This window comes from Pseudomonas agarici, from assembly GCF_001543125.1.
Classification (GTDB): Bacteria; Pseudomonadota; Gammaproteobacteria; order Pseudomonadales; family Pseudomonadaceae; genus Aquipseudomonas; species Aquipseudomonas agarici.
On record NZ_CP014135.1, the window covers coordinates 2,399,143 to 2,415,263 of the forward strand.

A 16,121-nucleotide genomic window follows, 5' to 3' on the forward strand; every position below is an offset into this window, starting at 1 on the left:
GTAAGATAATATTCGGGAATTAAAGGTGGCGGTTGTAATCAATGCGCCTTGGAATACGCGCCGGCCAATGCCGGTGCGTATTCGCGTCACATGTTAGGGGATAATCAGGAAGCAATCAGTTGCCGCAGCACATAGTGCAGGATGCCCCCGGCTTTGAAGTATTCCACTTCGTTAAGCGTGTCGATCCGACATAACACGTCGATTTTTTCCTGACTGCCGTCCTCACGGGTCAAGGTCAGCGACAAGTTCATCCGCGGTTGCAGTTCGGCGCCGCTCAGACCCTTGATACTCAAGGTTTCCTTGCCAGTGAGCTTCAGGCTCTTGCGGTTCTGGTCGAGTTTAAATTGCAGCGGCAGCACGCCCATGCCGACCAGGTTGGAGCGATGGATACGCTCGAAGCTCTCGGCGATCACCGCCTTGACGCCCAGTAGGTTGGTACCCTTGGCCGCCCAGTCGCGGCTGGAACCGGTGCCGTATTCCTGGCCGGCAATCACCACCAGCGGCGTGCCTTGGGCCTGGTAGCGCATGGCGGCATCGTAGATCGCCAGCTTTTCGCCCGAAGGCACATGCAGGGTATTGCCACCTTCCTCGCCACCGAGCATTTCATTGCGGATGCGGATATTGGCGAAAGTGCCGCGCATCATCACCTCATGGTTACCGCGTCGCGAGCCGTAGGAGTTGAAGTCCCGCGGTTCCACGCCTTGTTCGCGCAGGTAGCGACCGGCCGGGCTGTCGGCCTTGATATTGCCAGCGGGGGAGATATGGTCGGTGGTCACCGAATCCCCCAGTAGCGCCAGCACCCGGGCACCGTGGATGTCTTCGACTACAGGTGGGGGACCGGCGATATCATCGAAGAACGGCGGGTGCTGGATATAGGTCGAGTCTTTCTGCCAGACATAGGTGGCGGCCTGCGGTACTTCGATCGCCTGCCACTGGGCGTCACCGGCAAACACCTCGGCATATTCCTTGTGGAACATCGCGGTATCGACCTGGGCGACGGCGTCGGCGATTTCCTTCTGGCTCGGCCAGATATCGCGCAAGTACACCGGCTTGCCGTCGCTGCCGGTGCCCAACGGGTCACGGCTAATATCGATGCGCACGCTACCTGCCAGCGCGTAGGCTACCACCAGCGGCGGCGAGGCCAGCCAGTTGGTCTTGACCAACGGATGCACCCGACCTTCGAAGTTACGGTTGCCGGAAAGCACCGAGGCGACGGTGAGGTCCGATTGCTGAATGGCCTTTTCGATCGGCTCCGGCAGCGGCCCGGAGTTGCCGATGCAGGTGGTGCAACCGTAACCCACCAGGGCAAAACCCAGCTCATCGAGGTAACGGGTGAGGCCGGCGGCCTTGTAGTAGTCGGTGACCACCTTGGAGCCGGGAGCGAGGGAGCTTTTGACCCAGGGCTGGCGTTTCAGGCCTTTCTCCACGGCCTTCTTCGCGACCAGTCCGGCGGCCATCATCACGCTGGGGTTGGAGGTGTTGGTGCAGGAGGTGATGGCGGCAATCACCACCGCGCCGTCCTTCAGGCGGTAGGTATGGCCTTCATGGCTGTAGTCCACGCCGCCGAGCTGATCCGCATTGCCGACGGCGACACCGCCGCCGCCTTCGCTTTCCAATCGACCTTCCTCCTTGCTGGCGGGTTTGAGTTGCAGGCCGATGAAATCGTTGAAAGCCTGGGCGACATTCGGCAGCGAGACCCGGTCCTGCGGGCGTTTTGGCCCAGCCAGGCTGGCCTCGACGCTGCTCATGTCAAGTGCCAGGTGGTCGCTGAACAGCGGTTCCTTGCCCGGCAGGCGCCAGAGCCCCTGGACTTTGCTGTAGGCCTCCACCAGATCTACGGTCGCGGTCGACCGGCCCGACAAGCGCAGGTAGTCCAGGGTGATCTCGTCCACCGGGAAGAAACCGCAAGTGGCCCCATATTCCGGGGCCATGTTGGCGATGGTCGCGCGGTCCGCCAGGGGCAAGTCGGCCAGGCCGTCGCCGTAGAACTCGACGAATTTGCCGACCACGCCTTTCTTGCGCAGCATCTGCGTGACCGTCAGCACCAGATCGGTGGCGGTGATGCCTTCCTTGAGTTTGCCGGTGAGCTTGAAGCCGATGACTTCAGGAATCAGCATCGACACCGGCTGGCCAAGCATCGCCGCTTCCGCCTCGATGCCGCCGACGCCCCAACCGAGCACGCCGAGGCCGTTGATCATGGTGGTGTGGGAGTCGGTGCCGACCAGCGTGTCGGGAAAAGCATAGGTGCGCTCGTCCTCGTCCTTGGTCCAGACCGTGCGCGCCAGGTATTCGAGGTTGACCTGATGGCAGATCCCGGTGCCCGGCGGCACCACGCTGAAGTTGTCGAAGGCGCTCTGGCCCCAACGCAGGAAGGCATAGCGTTCGCCATTGCGCTCCATCTCGATATCGACGTTCTGGCCGAACGCCGCCGCCGTGGCGAACTTGTCGACCATCACCGAGTGATCGATCACCAAGTCGACTGGCGACAGCGGGTTGATCCGCTGTGGATCGCCGCCGGCCTTGGCCACGGCGGCCCGCATGGCGGCCAGGTCGACCACCGCCGGCACACCGGTGAAGTCCTGCATCAGGACCCGGGCCGGGCGGTATTGGATTTCCCGGTCGGAGCTGCGTGTCGTGAGCCAGGCGGCGAGTGCCTTGAGGTCAGTACCGGAGACGGTCTTGCCGTCCTCCCAGCGCAGTAGGTTTTCCAGCAGTACCTTGAGCGACATCGGTAGCTTGTCCAAGTCGCCGAGTGACTGGGCGGCTTGGGGCAGGCTGAAGTAGTGGTAGGTCTTGTTGCCTACCTTCAGGGTGCTAAGGGTTTTCAGGCTATCGAGGGATGACATGAAATGACTCCTTGAGGCCCGCACGGCACGGGCCGGGTGGAACGAACTGAGCCTTGAATCTAGCTCCGATCGGCAGATTTGGCTAATCACTGGATACTATGGGGCAATCCCAGTGGTCTGTCTGGCGACTTCTGTGAGTCAATTTCGGCGCCACCGGCCTCCGACGGGCGTTGCGGTTCCTCGCCATAGCGGGCTGTGACGGGTGACAGCGCCTCGGCCATGGCCGTGTGTCAGCCGTACTTGATCACCTACTCACCGTACAGGCCACTAGGTTGTGAACTCGGCTATCATGCGCGGGTTTAAGTGACAGGTTCGCGTTTGTACGCGCCCGCTTGCCGGCGATGGGGCGGGAAAGTCCGCAAGATGCCCTCAAGCCTCGTCGTTACAGTTGCCCAGCCCAGGATTTTTTTGTGAACACCCTCTTTATGCACTGCCGGCCCGGCTTCGAAGGCGAAGTCTGTTCCGAGATATCCGAGCATGCCGCGAACCTCAACGTCGTAGGTTATGCCAAGGCCAGGGCCGGCAGCGCCTATGCCGAATTTGTCTGCAGCGAAGATGACGGCGCTGTGCGGCTGATGGCCGGCCTGCGCTTTGCCGAACTGATTTTCCCGCGCCAGTGGGCCCGAGGCAGTTTTATCGACTTGCCGGAAACCGACCGTATCAGCGTGATTCTCGCCCAACTGGCGACGTTTCCACGCTGCGGTAGCCTCTGGCTGGAGGTGGTGGATACCAACGACGGCAAGGAACTGTCGAATTTCTGCAAAAAGTTCGAAGGTCCGTTGCGCAAAGCCCTGATCCAGGCCGGCAAACTAGTGGAAGATGCCGGTAAGCCGCGCTTGTTGCTGACGTTCAAGAGCGGCAGGGAAGTCTTTCTCGGCATGGCCGAGGCGGATAATTCGGCGATGTGGCCGATGGGCATTGCGCGCCTGAAGTTTCCCAAGGACGCCCCGAGCCGTTCAACTCTCAAGCTGGAGGAGGCCTGGCATCACTTCATTCCCCGCGATCAGTGGGAAGAACGGCTCAATGGCGACATGACCGGCGTCGATCTCGGCGCGGCTCCCGGCGGCTGGACCTGGCAACTGGTCAATCGCGGCATGCTGGTGACCGCCATCGACAACGGCCCGATGGCCGAAAGCTTGATGGACACAGGGCTGGTGCAGCACTTGATGGCCGACGGCTTCACCTTCAAACCCAAGCAGCCAGTGGATTGGATGGTCTGCGACATCGTCGAGAAGCCGGCACGCAACGCGGCGTTGCTGGAGACCTGGATCGGCGAAGGCCATTGCCGCGAAGCGGTGGTCAACCTCAAACTACCGATGAAGCAGCGTTATGCCGAGGTCCGGCGTCTTCTGGAGCGTATCGAGGCCGGCTTCAAGGCCCGTGGTATCAAGGTGGCGATAGGCTGCAAGCAGTTGTATCACGACCGTGAGGAAGTGACCTGCCACCTGCGTCGACTGGATGTCAAAAAGAAGACTTGATACTGGCAATACGGGATCGGCGCAACTCGGCCAAAGCGTTCAATGCAAAGATATTTGCCAGAATCGGGAAGTCGTAGGCAAAAGGGCGTGGACCTGCCTGATCGGGAATCGAGATGAAACCGCCATCTGCCAACTGCCGGGTTTGAAGATAATGCCAACCGCCTTCCATCAGACCGTCATGGTTCAGTAGTGCCGCGGCACATAATCCATGGGCGCAACTGATGACATCGCTGGATTTGCCCGGAGTGTGGCCCCAACCACCATCCGGATTCCGTGCGGCCAGCAGATACCGGGTGGCCTTTTCGTACACGGCATCGATAGCGCCGTGTAGGGTGTGAGTGCAGGCATTCGGGGCTTGCTTCAGGGCTGAAACTACCCGGGAAATGGCGAAGGTTTCGCTCAAACTCCAACTGCGCTCGAAGGCATCGCCCGGTGCTTGCGCGTGGAGCAGGAATCCGAGGGCCGCAACCAGCACATCGGCATGGGCTTGCCAGTGTGGAGTAAAGGCGATGAGCGCATTCGCGGTCATCGTGACTTCCGACGGTTGTTGACGCCGGTAGGTGGGAAAGCCGCCGTCTGGGTTGGCCATGGCTGACAGATAGGCCAGACCATGTTTTATCGTTCGGGCATGGCGCTGCGGTGCAATCGAAAACAGATAGTCGATGACACAGCACGTGCAATCAACATCGGTCTGCCGCACTCCTTCACTGTAGGACCAGCCGCCATTGGGCGTTTGCTGTTTCGCGAGGTAGTCGGCCATCTGTCCAAGCCTGGACGAGGGGCCATCCGCGTTCTTCAGGGCGATGCCGGCGAAGGCTGTCAGGTAGACAGTCATGTGGCTGATAAAAGGCAGTCCACCGTCCGGGTTGTGGTTGTCGAGGATAATAATGAGGCCATTGTCAATCAACGGATGCGCCGGTTCGAGTGCATGCAGGGCCAGGATGGCCCAGAGATGGGCCAGGAGATTGCCCTCCCAGAGTTCCCGCTGGCTGCCATGCTCCAGTTGATCAATCAGGAACTGACAGTCCCTTGGCTCCAGCAGCGCCTGGCGTTGCCTTGCGCAAGCATTCACTATCTTGATTGCACACAACATCATGCCGACCCAGGAGACCTGGTTTTCATAGTGGATAGCGCCAATGTCGGCATCGGGCAGATAGGAGCAGGCGCCCGACAGGGCCAGACAAGTCGATAACATCCAGCGTTTGCGCGGGGTGGCCAAGTGCTCGGGAGCCAGGGCGACAAACTCTTCCACTCGGCTGGGAGTTGCGCTCAGGAAGGCGTCCAGCAGCAGATTGTCCAGTTGGTTGTTGCCAACCGCCCGATGGCGCTCGCGCAGAAACGAGAGCAGCCGATCCTGCGCGGCGGGATAACGTTTCGTCTGGCGCAACAGGTGCAGCATCAGCACCGATTCCAGTATCCGGCTTCGGCAACGCTGATTGACGGCACCTCGATCATCGATCCCTGTCTGCAGATGATCGCTCACCTGGCGAATGCAACGGTCAATGGATGATATGAGAGAGCCCTTTGCGACGGACATCCTCATGCTCATTTTTCTACATGGTGGTTGTTCGGCTGAGAATAACGTCATTTTTTTGAATTAAGTAATCGTGTTAAATCGAGGCGTAGAATTTTTTGAGATAGGAGATTGTTTTTAAGTGCCTTTAGTTATTTTTTATATTTGTTAATAAGCTGCTGGCAGTCGGCTTATTTCGTTAATTTCGTTGACGTGTTATTTGTCAAAGGTGTTTGCTGCTCGGGTTGTTACTTTTCTTGAGCGGAGCATCCACGATGCGGCCTGTCAGATTGCCCCCTGTTTATTGCCCACTTCCGCATGCTCGACACCCGAATACCGATCTGTTGTTACCTCGCTGCACGACCTGGATGGAGCGTTGGAAGTTGTTCGCCGATGATCTGCAGCGCCGACGCCTGGAAGTCAGCGGAATTGGGGAGTTGTGCGGCATGATCTATCCAGAAGGATCGGATGAGCTGGTACAGATCGGCACCGACTATATGATGTGGACATTTGCCTACGACGATGAGGTGTGCGACGAAGGTCCCGAGAGTCAGGACACCCGGGCATTGATTGACACGACAAGCCGGATCCAGAGACATCTGGAGTCTCCCGAGTTGCCACTGGATACGCAGGACCGATATGGGATGGCCTTGAGAGACATCCGGATTCGAATGCAGGCACACGGTCTGCCGCTCCATGCTTCACGTTTCGTCTCGGTCATGCGCACCTACTTCATGGCTGAAATGTGGAAATCGGTCAGTTTGCAGCCGTCATTGAACGACTACATCATTCAGCGTCTTTTTGGCGGCGGAGGCATGACATTTCCACCGTTCTGTTATGTGGTTCCGCGTATTGACATCAGTGAGGGAGAGTTGGCGAGTCGGCCGGTCATGGCATTGACTGAAATGGCCGCGACTTTTGCGACCTGGGATAACGATTTGTTCTCTTTTCCCAAGGAGATGATGCGTAGTCGTGATAAGCGTGGGCATAACCTGATCGATGTCATCAGGCGGACGCAGGGCTGTTCGGTAGAGGACGCTATTATGTCAGCGATTCGTATGCGAGATCGGGTCCAGGGATTGTTTATGCGGCTGCAAGAGCAACTGATCGAGGAGGGAACTCCTGCGATCAGGCGCTATGTCGAGCGCTTGAGTTACTACATCAGTGGCGTGCTCAAGTGGCACTTGAACAATCCGCGCTATATTTTTCTCAATGGACTTGATGGTGAGATCTGCCTGGAGGGTGGAGAGCTGGCGGACAGACCGTTGGATGAGAGCATCGAACCGTTGCCCATTGCTGCTATCGCCTGGTGGTGGCACTACGATCCGGCGCGTGCCGGATGAATGAGGGTTGATAAAGGCCGTGATAGGTGACGTCACGTTGTGGTTTGCGCGACAATGTCGGTCTGGTTTCAGGAGTGAAGTATGACCCAGTCCCACGACCCCAACGTTGACGGCACCCTCGATGCCACCGGCCTCAACTGCCCCGAGCCGGTAATGATGCTGCACCAGCATATCCGCGACTTGCAGCCCGGTGGCCTGCTCAAGGTGATTGCCACCGACCCGTCGACCCGCCGCGATATCCCCAAGTTTTGTGTGTTCCTTGATCACCAACTGGTGGAACAGCGGGAAGAAGCCGGTACTTATCTGTATTGGATCCGCAAGAAACTCGGTTAGGAACGAAGGACACTTGGTGTAGGCGCACGGGATGAACTTTCTAATCCCAGGCCAATCGCCGACTGGCCGTGGCTGACGATCTGCGCCACACTGCGGGTCCGCGAAAGGAGCCTGCCATGCTGATTGTTGCCGATGAGAATATCCCGTTGATCGATGCCTTTTTTGCCGGTTTCGGCGAGATCCGCCGCCTGCCGGGGCGCGCCATCGATCGTGCGGCGGTGGCCGAGGCGGATGTGCTGCTGGTGCGCTCGGTGACCCCGGTCAGCCGTGAGCTGCTCGAAGGCAGTGCGGTGCGGTTTGTCGGCACCTGCACCATCGGTACCGATCACCTGGACCTGGATTATTTCCAGGAGGCCGCGATCCACTGGTCCAGCGCACCCGGCTGCAACGCTCGTGGCGTGGTCGACTACGTGCTGGGCAGCTTGTTGACCCTGGCCGAGATCGAGGGCGCCGAACTGTCCCGGCGTACCTATGGCGTGATCGGTGCCGGCGAAGTCGGCGGGCGCCTGATCAAGGTTTTGCGCGGCTTGGGCTGGAAGGTACTGGTGTGCGACCCACCACGCCAGGCGGTCGAGGGCGGGGATTATGTCGAGCTGGAACAGATCATCGAGCAGTGCGACGTGATCAGCCTGCATACGCCCCTGACCCGTTCCGGGGCAATGTCGACCTGGCACCTGCTGGATCGCCAACGGCTGGAGCAACTCAAGCCCGGCACCTGGTTGATCAATGCCGCCCGTGGTCCAGTGGTGGATAACGCCGCTTTGCGCGACGTACTGCTGGAGCGCGAAGACCTGCAAGCAGTGCTTGACGTGTGGGAAGCCGAGCCGCAGGTGGACATCGAACTGGCAGAACTCTGCGTACTCGGTTCGCCGCATATCGCGGGCTACAGCCTCGACGGCAAGCAGCGTGGCACGGCGCAGATCTACCAGGCCTACTGCGCCTTTATCGACCAGGCGCCGGTGGTCAGCCTCGACGACCTGCTGCCCAAGCCGGCATTGGCGCAAATCACCCTCGATGCCGACACAGACCCGGCCTGGGCCATGGCGATGATCTGTCGCGCGGTGTACGACCCGCGCCGTGACGACGCGGATTTTCGCCGCAGCCTGACCGGCAATGTGGCCGCACAACGGGTGGCGTTCGACCTGTTGCGCAAGCACTACCCCGAGCGACGTGAAATCGAAGGGCTGTCGGTGAAGATCAACGGCGAGTCCGTGGCGTTGCGGCAGATGGTCCTGGCCCTGGGCGCGGTGTTGGTCTGATAGCGCCGGACAGAAAAAACCTGGTATCAAGACCGGGTCGATAAAAGCCTTCGGGCTGTCAGTTTTGCGGCGTAGGCTTGTCCAATTGCGGTTCCAGTTCGCGGCAGGCTTTCTGGATCATTTCTTCGGTGATCGGAATTTCGCGCCCGGCTGCGTCGATAACCGCGCAGCCCAATGTTTCGGGCTTGGGATGACGAATCACGGGGATCCGGTGGGTGTTGTGTTGCAAGTCCATGGCCTGTCTCCTCATCAGGTGCTTGGCAAGTGTATAACCGTGGCATGACCGGGCTGTGACAACCCTCTACCACATAAGGCTGTATTAAGTAGGGCAATCGAAAGGGCACATTGTCGCCGGTTGAGTGTCAGGCCACCGGGCGCTGGCGCTCGCGGTCATCATTCACCTGATTGATTGCGTTTGCGAAAGTTCAGCCGAACTTCGGTGTAGGCTCTGTTCATTCCCTCATGGATCCGCCTTCATGCTTTCAGCTCACCAACGCCGGGCCATCCGCCTGGCCAGCCGTTTTGTCGCGCCTTATCGCTGGCAGGCCATCGGTGCCTTGCTGGCGCTGATCGTCACCGCCGGCATCACCTTGTCCATGGGCCAGGGTATTCGCCTGCTGGTGGACCAGGGCTTCATGACCCAGTCGCCGGACCTGCTCAACCAATCCATCGGCCTGTTCCTGCTGCTGGTGCTGGGCCTGGCGGTCGGTACGTTCGCGCGCTTCTACCTGGTGTCGTGGATCGGCGAACGGGTAGTGGCCGACATTCGTCGACAGGTCTTCAACCACCTGATCTACCTGCATCCGGGGTTCTACGAGAACAATCGCAGCTCGGAGATCCAGTCGCGATTGACCGCCGACACGACCTTGCTGCAGTCGGTGATCGGCTCCTCCTTGTCGCTGTTCCTGCGCAACACGCTGATGGTTATCGGTGGCGTGGTACTGTTGTTTATCACCAACCCCAAGCTGACCAGTATCGTGGTGGTTACCTTGCCCCTGGTACTGGCGCCGATCCTGATCTTCGGACGACGGGTGCGCAGTCTGTCGCGCCTGAGCCAGGACCGTATCGCCGATGTCGGCAGCTATGTGTCCGAAACCCTGGGCCAAATCAAGACCGTGCAGGCCTACAACCACCAGATGCAGGACCAGCAGCGCTTTGCGGTGACCGTCGAGCAGGCCTTCCAAACTGCGCGCCAGCGTATTGTCCAGCGTGCCTGGCTGATTACCCTGGTGATCGTGCTGGTGCTCGGGGCGGTCGGCGTGATGCTCTGGGTCGGCGGCATGGACGTGATCGCCGGCACCATCTCTAACGGTGAACTGGCGGCCTTTGTCTTCTACAGCCTCATCGTCGGTAGCGCCTTCGGCACCCTCAGCGAGGTGATCGGCGAACTGCAACGGGCGGCAGGGGCGGCGGAGCGTATCGGCCAATTGCTGCGCTCGAACAACGAGATCACCGCGCCGGCCAGTGGTCTGGTACAGCTGGCCGAACGGGTCAACGGTAACCTGGTGCTGGAGAACCTGCGTTTCAGTTATCCGTCACGACCTGACAGCTACGCCATCGACGGCCTCGACCTGACCGTCAAGGCCGGTGAGACCCTGGCCCTGGTGGGACCCTCGGGAGCGGGCAAGTCGACCCTGTTCGACCTGTTGCTGCGTTTCCACGACCCGCAGCAGGGACGCTTGCTGCTCGATGGGCAACCCCTGACCCAGCTCGACCCGCTTGACCTACGGCGCTGTTTTGCCCTGGTATCGCAAAGTCCGGCGCTGTTTTTCGGCAGCGTCGAGGAGAACATCCGCTACGGCAACCCGACGGCCAGCGACGAGCAGGTTCGCGCGGCGGCGCGGATCGCCCATGCCCACGATTTCATCCTGCAGATGCCCGACGGCTACCGGACCCATCTGGGCGATGGCGGTCTGGGCCTGTCCGGCGGCCAGCGCCAACGCCTGGCGATTGCGCGGGCATTATTGGTGGATGCGCCGATCCTGCTGTTGGACGAAGCCACCAGCGCCCTCGATGCCCAGAGCGAACACCTGATCCAGCAAGCCCTGCCCAACCTGATGCAAGGCCGCACCACTCTAGTGATCGCCCACCGCCTGGCCACGGTGCAGAACGCCGACCGGATTGCGGTGATGGATCAGGGCAAGCTGGTGGCGGTCGGTAGCCACGCCGAACTGATTGCGAGCAACCCTTTGTATGCACGGCTGGCGGCGTTGCAGTTCAATACTGTTGAACATTGATAGGCCGCAGCTTGCATGATCGGGCATTATGATTCCCCATGATGGCTAGTCGGACGAGGATATGATCCGTTATCAGCCGCCCTTGACGTTGACCCTCCGCATGTTTTCGCTGGTTGCCGATATCAGCGAGCGGTTGGGGCAATCGTTGAGTTCATGCTCGATGCATTGCTGCTCGCGATGCCGCACGCAAGCGCTGATGCGGGACTTGAATCCGGCCCATCAAAAGCGGCGCCCGCGGGCGCCGTTCTGGTATTACCCGCCCGGACTCAGCGGTATTCGCACAGATACGCGGTTTCCACGGCGACTTTCAGCTGAAACTTGCTGTTGGCCGGTACGTTGAATTGGCTGCCGCTGGCGAAGGTTTCCCAGTCGCTGCTGTCAGGCAGCTTGACGGTCAGGGCGCCGGACACCACGTGCATGATTTCACGTTGGGCGGTACCGAACTCGTATTCGCCTGGAGCCATGACGCCGATGGTGGCCGCGCCTTCGGCTTGTGCGAAGGCAATCGACTTGACGGTGCCGTCGAAGTACTCGTTGACTTTAAACATGGGCGACTCCTCGAAATGAGCTGAAAAAATTGGCCGACCAGTATGCCCAAGCGCTTTTGCCTCGTCACGCATTGAAGACGCTGTTGCAGGTTTGTGCGGAAAGCTGACATCAGCTCGGCAGGATCAGCGGTAACAACCGCGCGGTATTGCGCGCGTCTTCCAGCGCCCGGTGCTGCTGCCCGCTGAACTGCATGCCTGCCAGTTGCAGGGCGGTGTTCAGACCGGGAGGTTTTTGCAACTTACGGGCCGTGGCGAAACGTTGCTTGAGGTTGGCGTGAGGGAGCCGGTTCAATAGGCTGCTCCGTTGCAGGAGTCGCCAATCCTGCTCCAATTGTCGACGGTCATAATCGCCCCAACTGGCCCAGCCCTCCAGTCGTTCCCGATGTTGGCCGAGCCAGCGCTCGAATGCTTCCAAGACCTCGGTCAGCGGCGCTGCACTGTCGATGTTAGCCTGGGTGATATGCGTCAGTTTTCGGCAAAAGGGCGTCAGCAGTGGCCTGCGCAGGGGACGCACGAAACGCTGGAAGTGGTCCTGCTCGCGGGCCTCGCGGTTGACCAGAGTGGCACCGATTTCGATGATTTCCATCTCCGCCAGCGGCCAGCCCCCTTCATCCGTCGTGGCTTCCAGATCAATCACTAGCCAGTGCGGCATATCGAGCTCCGAAGACAGCATCCTAGTCGGGATCAAGCGTAGCCAAAGCCGAAGCATCCGCCTAGGTGCTTATTCGGTCGCCGTCGTATCTGCCGATTTTTGGCCTGATCGCTCCGGCCCCTGCGCACTCGTTACCCGGTGTGCGCTGACTGGGGCTTTATCCTGGGCGCCACCAGGTTTTTGCCCGCCGGGGCAGTCCGACGCCGAAGCAACTGATTGACGATGCCCTGATGCTGGCCTGCACAGATAGCTAAGTGCGCGTTGTGCAAGTCATTATTTAATCGGTGCGGCGTTGTCTAAGTGGTCGAAAGCGCTTAGTTTAATAACATCGATTGTATTTTCTGAGGTGCGTGGCCTTGAACCTTTCGCCAGTACGGACGGCATTGCGAATTCTAGGGTTGGTGCTGGGGATGCTGGCGGTTCAGTCCGTGTCGGCCGCTCAAGAAGTCAGGATCGGCGCCGCCCACTTTCCACCCTACACCATTCGACCCGAGCAGGGGGCCGATACCGGTGTGCTGCCGCAACTGATCGAAGCCTTGAATGCCTTACAGAGCGACTACCGCTTTGTCCTGGTGCCGACCTCGGTGCCCCGACGTTTTCGCGATTTCGAAGACGGTCGTACCGACATGGCCATCTTCGAGAATCCGGAGTGGGGCTGGAACGCGATTGCCCACGTCAATGTCGACATGGGCCTGGAAGATGCCGAGATATTTGTTGCCCAGAATAAGCCGGATCGTGACCAGGATTATTTTACCGACTTGAAAGACAAGCGCCTCGCGCTCTTCAGCGGCTATCACTACGAGTTCGCGCAGTTCAATGCCGACCCCAAGTACCTCGCCGAGACCTACAACGCTACGCTGACCTATTCCCATGACAGCAACCTGCTGATGGTGCTGCGCGGCCGGGCGGATATCGCGTTGGTCACCCGTTCCTACCTGTTCGACTACCTGAGTCGTAATCCGGGAGTCGCCAAGGAGTTGCTGATTTCCGAGCGCATTGACCAGATCTATCACCACTACGCCCTGTTGCGGCCGAAGGCACCGATCAGCGCCGAGGCGTTCGGCCAGTTGCTGCAGCGGCTGCGTGACAATGGCCAATTGATGAAGATCTTCCAGCCTTATCGCATCGAGGTCATGTCTGCCGTCCATGCGACCGCTGCCAAGCCCTGATGAAGTGGTTGTCTGGCGCTTAAATTTGCCTTCCTCGCTCACGTTTCTTTACCTGTATCCTCGATGATTATCGTGAGCCCCATTCATGTCCTATCTCCAAGAGCTGACCACCTTGCCGCTGCCTTCGGGCGTTCACCTGGGTGCCGATGAAACCGCTGGCCGATTGAGCCTGACGCTGGAGGGACAGCCGCTGATCCGGCTGGTACTGAGGCGCAAGGCAACGTTGCGGATTGCCCTTGAACAGGACGAGCGACAGCCCGATCCCCAGGCCTTGTGGGCAGCCTGCTACTGGTTATTCGCCAGCGACCCGGACTGTCAGCAACTGCTGTGGCAATTGCCGCAATCACCCTATGAAGCCTTGTCCACCGGCTTATTGCTGGCGACGTCGATCAGCGGCGAATACCGCTGTGAGCGAACGCTGTTCTGGCAACTGCCGCAGCCTTGGCTGGGGCGCTCCCGCAGCGCTCCTTATCCGCAGCAGATGGTCCTCAGTGCTGGTCGGCGCCACCCCTTTCGCGAGCCAAAACCCCTTGGCGAGGTGTACCGCCGTTTCGATGCCCGGCTCGGTACCTGGGTATCCCTGCGCACCGTGGAGATCGAGCGCGACGTAGCGCGCTTCAATCGCTGGCAGAACCACCCACGGGTACTCAATTTCTGGCAGGAAGGCGGGAGTATCGAGCGACATCGCGAGTATCTCGAAAAGCTCGAGGCCGACCCGCATACCCTGACCTTGATCGGCTGTTTCGATGATCAACCGTTCGCTTATTTCGAGGCGTACTGGGCCAAGGAGGATCGGATCGCGCCGTTCTACGAGGTTGCCGACTACGATCGGGGTATTCACATGCTGGTGGGGGAGGAGAATCATCGCGGTCCGCACAAGGTCGCCAGTTGGTTGTCGGCACTGGTGCATTATCTGTTTCTCGATGATCCACGTACCCAGCGCGTGGTGGCCGAGCCGCGTGCCGACAACGCCAAGATGATCGCTCATATGCACAACCAATGTTTTCACTGCGAGAAGGAGTTCGACTTTCCTCACAAGCGCGCAGCTTTGATGATGCTGGGGCGTGAACGTTTTTTTGAACGCTGTTCGCTGGCCTGATGAAAAACAGGCAATGGCTTAGCGCCGGGCGAAGCTGTCACCGCGGGTCCCCGAGACCTTGCGGCAGTGCACCAGTGCATCGCGGATCATGAAGTTCACCAGGGTCGGCGATACGCCCAGTTCCTTGGCGATGTCCTTCTGCGGCACGCCGTGCAGGCGATACATCTCGAAGGCATAGCGGGTGCGCTGGGGCAGCTCGGTCAGCGCATCGGCGATATGCTCAAGCGTCGAGAAGTTGATGTGCGAGGTTTCCGGTGAAGCGCCGTGGACGACCACATTCAACCCTTCCTCCTCCGGCCCCGAATACTTCAGTTCCAACGCCTGCTTACGATAGTGATCGATCGCCAGGTTACGCACGATCTGGAACAGGTAGCTGAGCTGGGCCTTGAACGAGGAGGTGATCCTCGGTGCCGATTGCAATCGGAAAAAAGCATCCTGCACCACATCCTCGGCCCGTGAACGACAGCCGGTGATGCGCGCGGCGATCTTGACCAGGATCAGACGATTGTCGACAAAAGCCTGGAGCAATGGTGAATCACACCTGCTTGTGGATACTTGTTCCGTCATGGAAATTACCTGGTAGCGAATAGGTCGAGGTCTGTAAGCGGCTGGTTACACATCGAGAGACAAATTATTATTAATGATAATGATTGTCAATTGCGAAGTAGAATTAATAATGCTTTGCGGTGCGTTACCGAAATATGACGCTCGCTTCCGGGCTTTCGGCGGTCGTTGTTCCGCCAGTCTGGCGGACTAATTATTTGCCAGTGCCATCCGTTCTCATGGGTGATAGGCCGGGTAAGCGACCCGGTTCAGGATCGATACCCGTGAGGAGGGCGCAATGGTTAATCGCAACGGTGGCTGGGCATGAGCACCTCTTTGAACCTTCGCCTGTTCTGCCTTCCCTATTCCGGCGCCAGCGCCGTGGTCTACAGCCGCTGGCGACGCAACCTGCCCGAGTGGTTGCAAGTGTGTCCCCTGGAGTTACCGGGACGTGGCAAGCGCATGGATGAGCCGTTGCAGAACGACATCGCGCGGTTGGCCGAGCAACTGGCCGATGAAATCGGTGCCGAACTTGAGCGTCCCTACGCGCTGTTCGGCCACAGCCTGGGCGGCCTGCTGGCTTTCGAACTGGCGCATGCGCTGCGGGAGCGAGGGTTGCCGGCACCCTTGGCGTTGTTCACATCGGCAACGGCCGGGCCGGCCAGGCGCGATGTCAGCGAATACGCCGAGGCGAAGACCGACGAACAATTGATAACGCGCCTGCGCGAGCTCCAGGGCACGACGCAGGAGGCCCTGGCCGATCAGGAGCTGATGCGCCTGACGTTGCCGATCCTGCGCGCCGATTTCCTGCTCTGCGGCAGTTTCCGCTATGGCGTGCGCGACCCCCTGGCGCTGCCGATCCATGTCTTCGGTGGCAAGCAGGACAGCGTGCGCGTCGATGAATTGCTCGACTGGCAGGAGGAGACTACTGGTGGTTTTTCCCTGGATATGTTCGAGGGCCACCATTTCTACCTGATCGATCAGCAAGCCGCGCTCTTGCGCCTCTTGTGCCGTTATGCCGACGAGCATCTGGCGCGTTGGCGCAATAGCGCGATTCGCCAACGGGCCCAGGCCGCCAGCTGAAGCTGTACTGCGTTCGCC

The 16,121-nt window shown here is 59.7% G+C and carries 14 protein-coding genes; 8 read left to right on the plus strand and 6 right to left on the minus strand.

Annotated features, from left to right (window positions below; all coding sequences use genetic code 11):
• Positions 1–104: 104 nt before the first annotated feature.
• Complete coding sequence (gene acnA / locus AWM79_RS10565; RefSeq protein WP_060782781.1) at positions 105–2,846, minus strand: aconitate hydratase AcnA; 2,742 nt, start codon at positions 2,844–2,846, stop codon at positions 105–107.
• 410 nt (positions 2,847–3,256) lie between these two features.
• Here acnA and rlmM point away from each other — a divergent pair, with 410 nt between their 5' ends.
• Positions 3,257–4,324: a 23S rRNA (cytidine(2498)-2'-O)-methyltransferase RlmM gene (gene rlmM / locus AWM79_RS10570; RefSeq protein WP_060782782.1), complete on the plus strand. Its 1,068-nt coding sequence runs from the start codon at positions 3,257–3,259 to the stop codon at positions 4,322–4,324.
• Here the strand turns inward: rlmM and AWM79_RS10575 are convergent.
• Positions 4,308–5,861: a prenyltransferase/squalene oxidase repeat-containing protein gene (locus AWM79_RS10575; protein WP_060782783.1), complete on the minus strand. Its 1,554-nt coding sequence runs from the start codon at positions 5,859–5,861 to the stop codon at positions 4,308–4,310. The two genes, rlmM and AWM79_RS10575, sit on opposite strands and share 17 nt — an antisense overlap.
• Positions 5,862–6,220: 359 nt before the next feature.
• Here AWM79_RS10575 and AWM79_RS10580 point away from each other — a divergent pair, with 359 nt between their 5' ends.
• From AWM79_RS10580 to pdxB, 3 genes are all read left to right on the plus strand, one after another.
• Positions 6,221–7,180 (plus strand): terpene synthase family protein, encoded by a 960-nt coding sequence (locus AWM79_RS10580; RefSeq protein ID WP_244159633.1) that lies wholly within the window; start codon positions 6,221–6,223, stop codon positions 7,178–7,180.
• 81 nt (positions 7,181–7,261) lie between these two features.
• Positions 7,262–7,513 carry a sulfurtransferase TusA gene (gene tusA / locus AWM79_RS10585; protein WP_017131826.1) on the plus strand — a complete coding sequence of 84 codons (252 nt, stop codon included), beginning with the start codon at positions 7,262–7,264 and terminating at the stop codon, positions 7,511–7,513.
• 116 nt (positions 7,514–7,629) lie between these two features.
• Positions 7,630–8,772, plus strand: coding sequence for a 4-phosphoerythronate dehydrogenase PdxB (gene pdxB, locus AWM79_RS10590; RefSeq protein WP_060782785.1), 1,143 nt, complete (start codon positions 7,630–7,632; stop codon positions 8,770–8,772).
• 58 nt (positions 8,773–8,830) lie between these two features.
• Here the strand turns inward: pdxB and AWM79_RS25270 are convergent, their stop codons facing one another.
• Positions 8,831–9,007: a PA1571 family protein gene (locus AWM79_RS25270; RefSeq protein WP_017131828.1), complete on the minus strand. Its 177-nt coding sequence runs from the start codon at positions 9,005–9,007 to the stop codon at positions 8,831–8,833.
• Positions 9,008–9,248: 241 nt separating this feature from the next.
• Here AWM79_RS25270 and AWM79_RS10595 point away from each other — a divergent pair, with 241 nt between their 5' ends.
• Positions 9,249–11,009 carry an ABC transporter transmembrane domain-containing protein gene (locus AWM79_RS10595; protein WP_060782786.1) on the plus strand — a complete coding sequence of 587 codons (1,761 nt, stop codon included), beginning with the start codon at positions 9,249–9,251 and terminating at the stop codon, positions 11,007–11,009.
• A gap of 266 nt (positions 11,010–11,275) precedes the next feature.
• Here the strand turns inward: AWM79_RS10595 and ppnP are convergent, their stop codons facing one another.
• The gene (ppnP, locus tag AWM79_RS10600; RefSeq protein ID WP_017125714.1) at positions 11,276–11,557 is read right to left on the minus strand and encodes a pyrimidine/purine nucleoside phosphorylase; all 282 of its coding nucleotides are present in this window, start codon (positions 11,555–11,557) and stop codon (positions 11,276–11,278) included.
• Positions 11,558–11,666: 109 nt separating this feature from the next.
• Positions 11,667–12,209 (minus strand): 3'-5' exonuclease, encoded by a 543-nt coding sequence (locus AWM79_RS10605; RefSeq protein WP_060783970.1) that lies wholly within the window; start codon positions 12,207–12,209, stop codon positions 11,667–11,669.
• Between the two features lie 410 nt (positions 12,210–12,619).
• Here AWM79_RS10605 and AWM79_RS10610 point away from each other — a divergent pair, with 410 nt between their 5' ends.
• Entirely contained in the window at positions 12,620–13,378 is a 759-nt protein-coding gene (locus tag AWM79_RS10610; protein ID WP_017131830.1) for a substrate-binding periplasmic protein, read from the plus strand.
• Positions 13,379–13,463: 85 nt separating this feature from the next.
• Entirely contained in the window at positions 13,464–14,477 is a 1,014-nt protein-coding gene (locus tag AWM79_RS10615; protein WP_017131831.1) for a GNAT family N-acetyltransferase, read from the plus strand.
• An 18-nt stretch (positions 14,478–14,495) separates the two neighbouring features.
• Here AWM79_RS10615 and AWM79_RS10620 read toward each other — a convergent pair whose 3' ends face one another.
• Positions 14,496–15,044 carry an RNA polymerase factor sigma-70 gene (locus AWM79_RS10620; protein WP_026013162.1) on the minus strand — a complete coding sequence of 183 codons (549 nt, stop codon included), beginning with the start codon at positions 15,042–15,044 and terminating at the stop codon, positions 14,496–14,498.
• A 300-nt stretch (positions 15,045–15,344) separates the two neighbouring features.
• On the opposite strand from AWM79_RS10620, the gene AWM79_RS10625 reads away from it, so the two are divergent.
• Positions 15,345–16,103: a thioesterase II family protein gene (locus AWM79_RS10625; RefSeq protein WP_017131833.1), complete on the plus strand. Its 759-nt coding sequence runs from the start codon at positions 15,345–15,347 to the stop codon at positions 16,101–16,103.
• Positions 16,104–16,121: the final 18 nt, after the last annotated feature.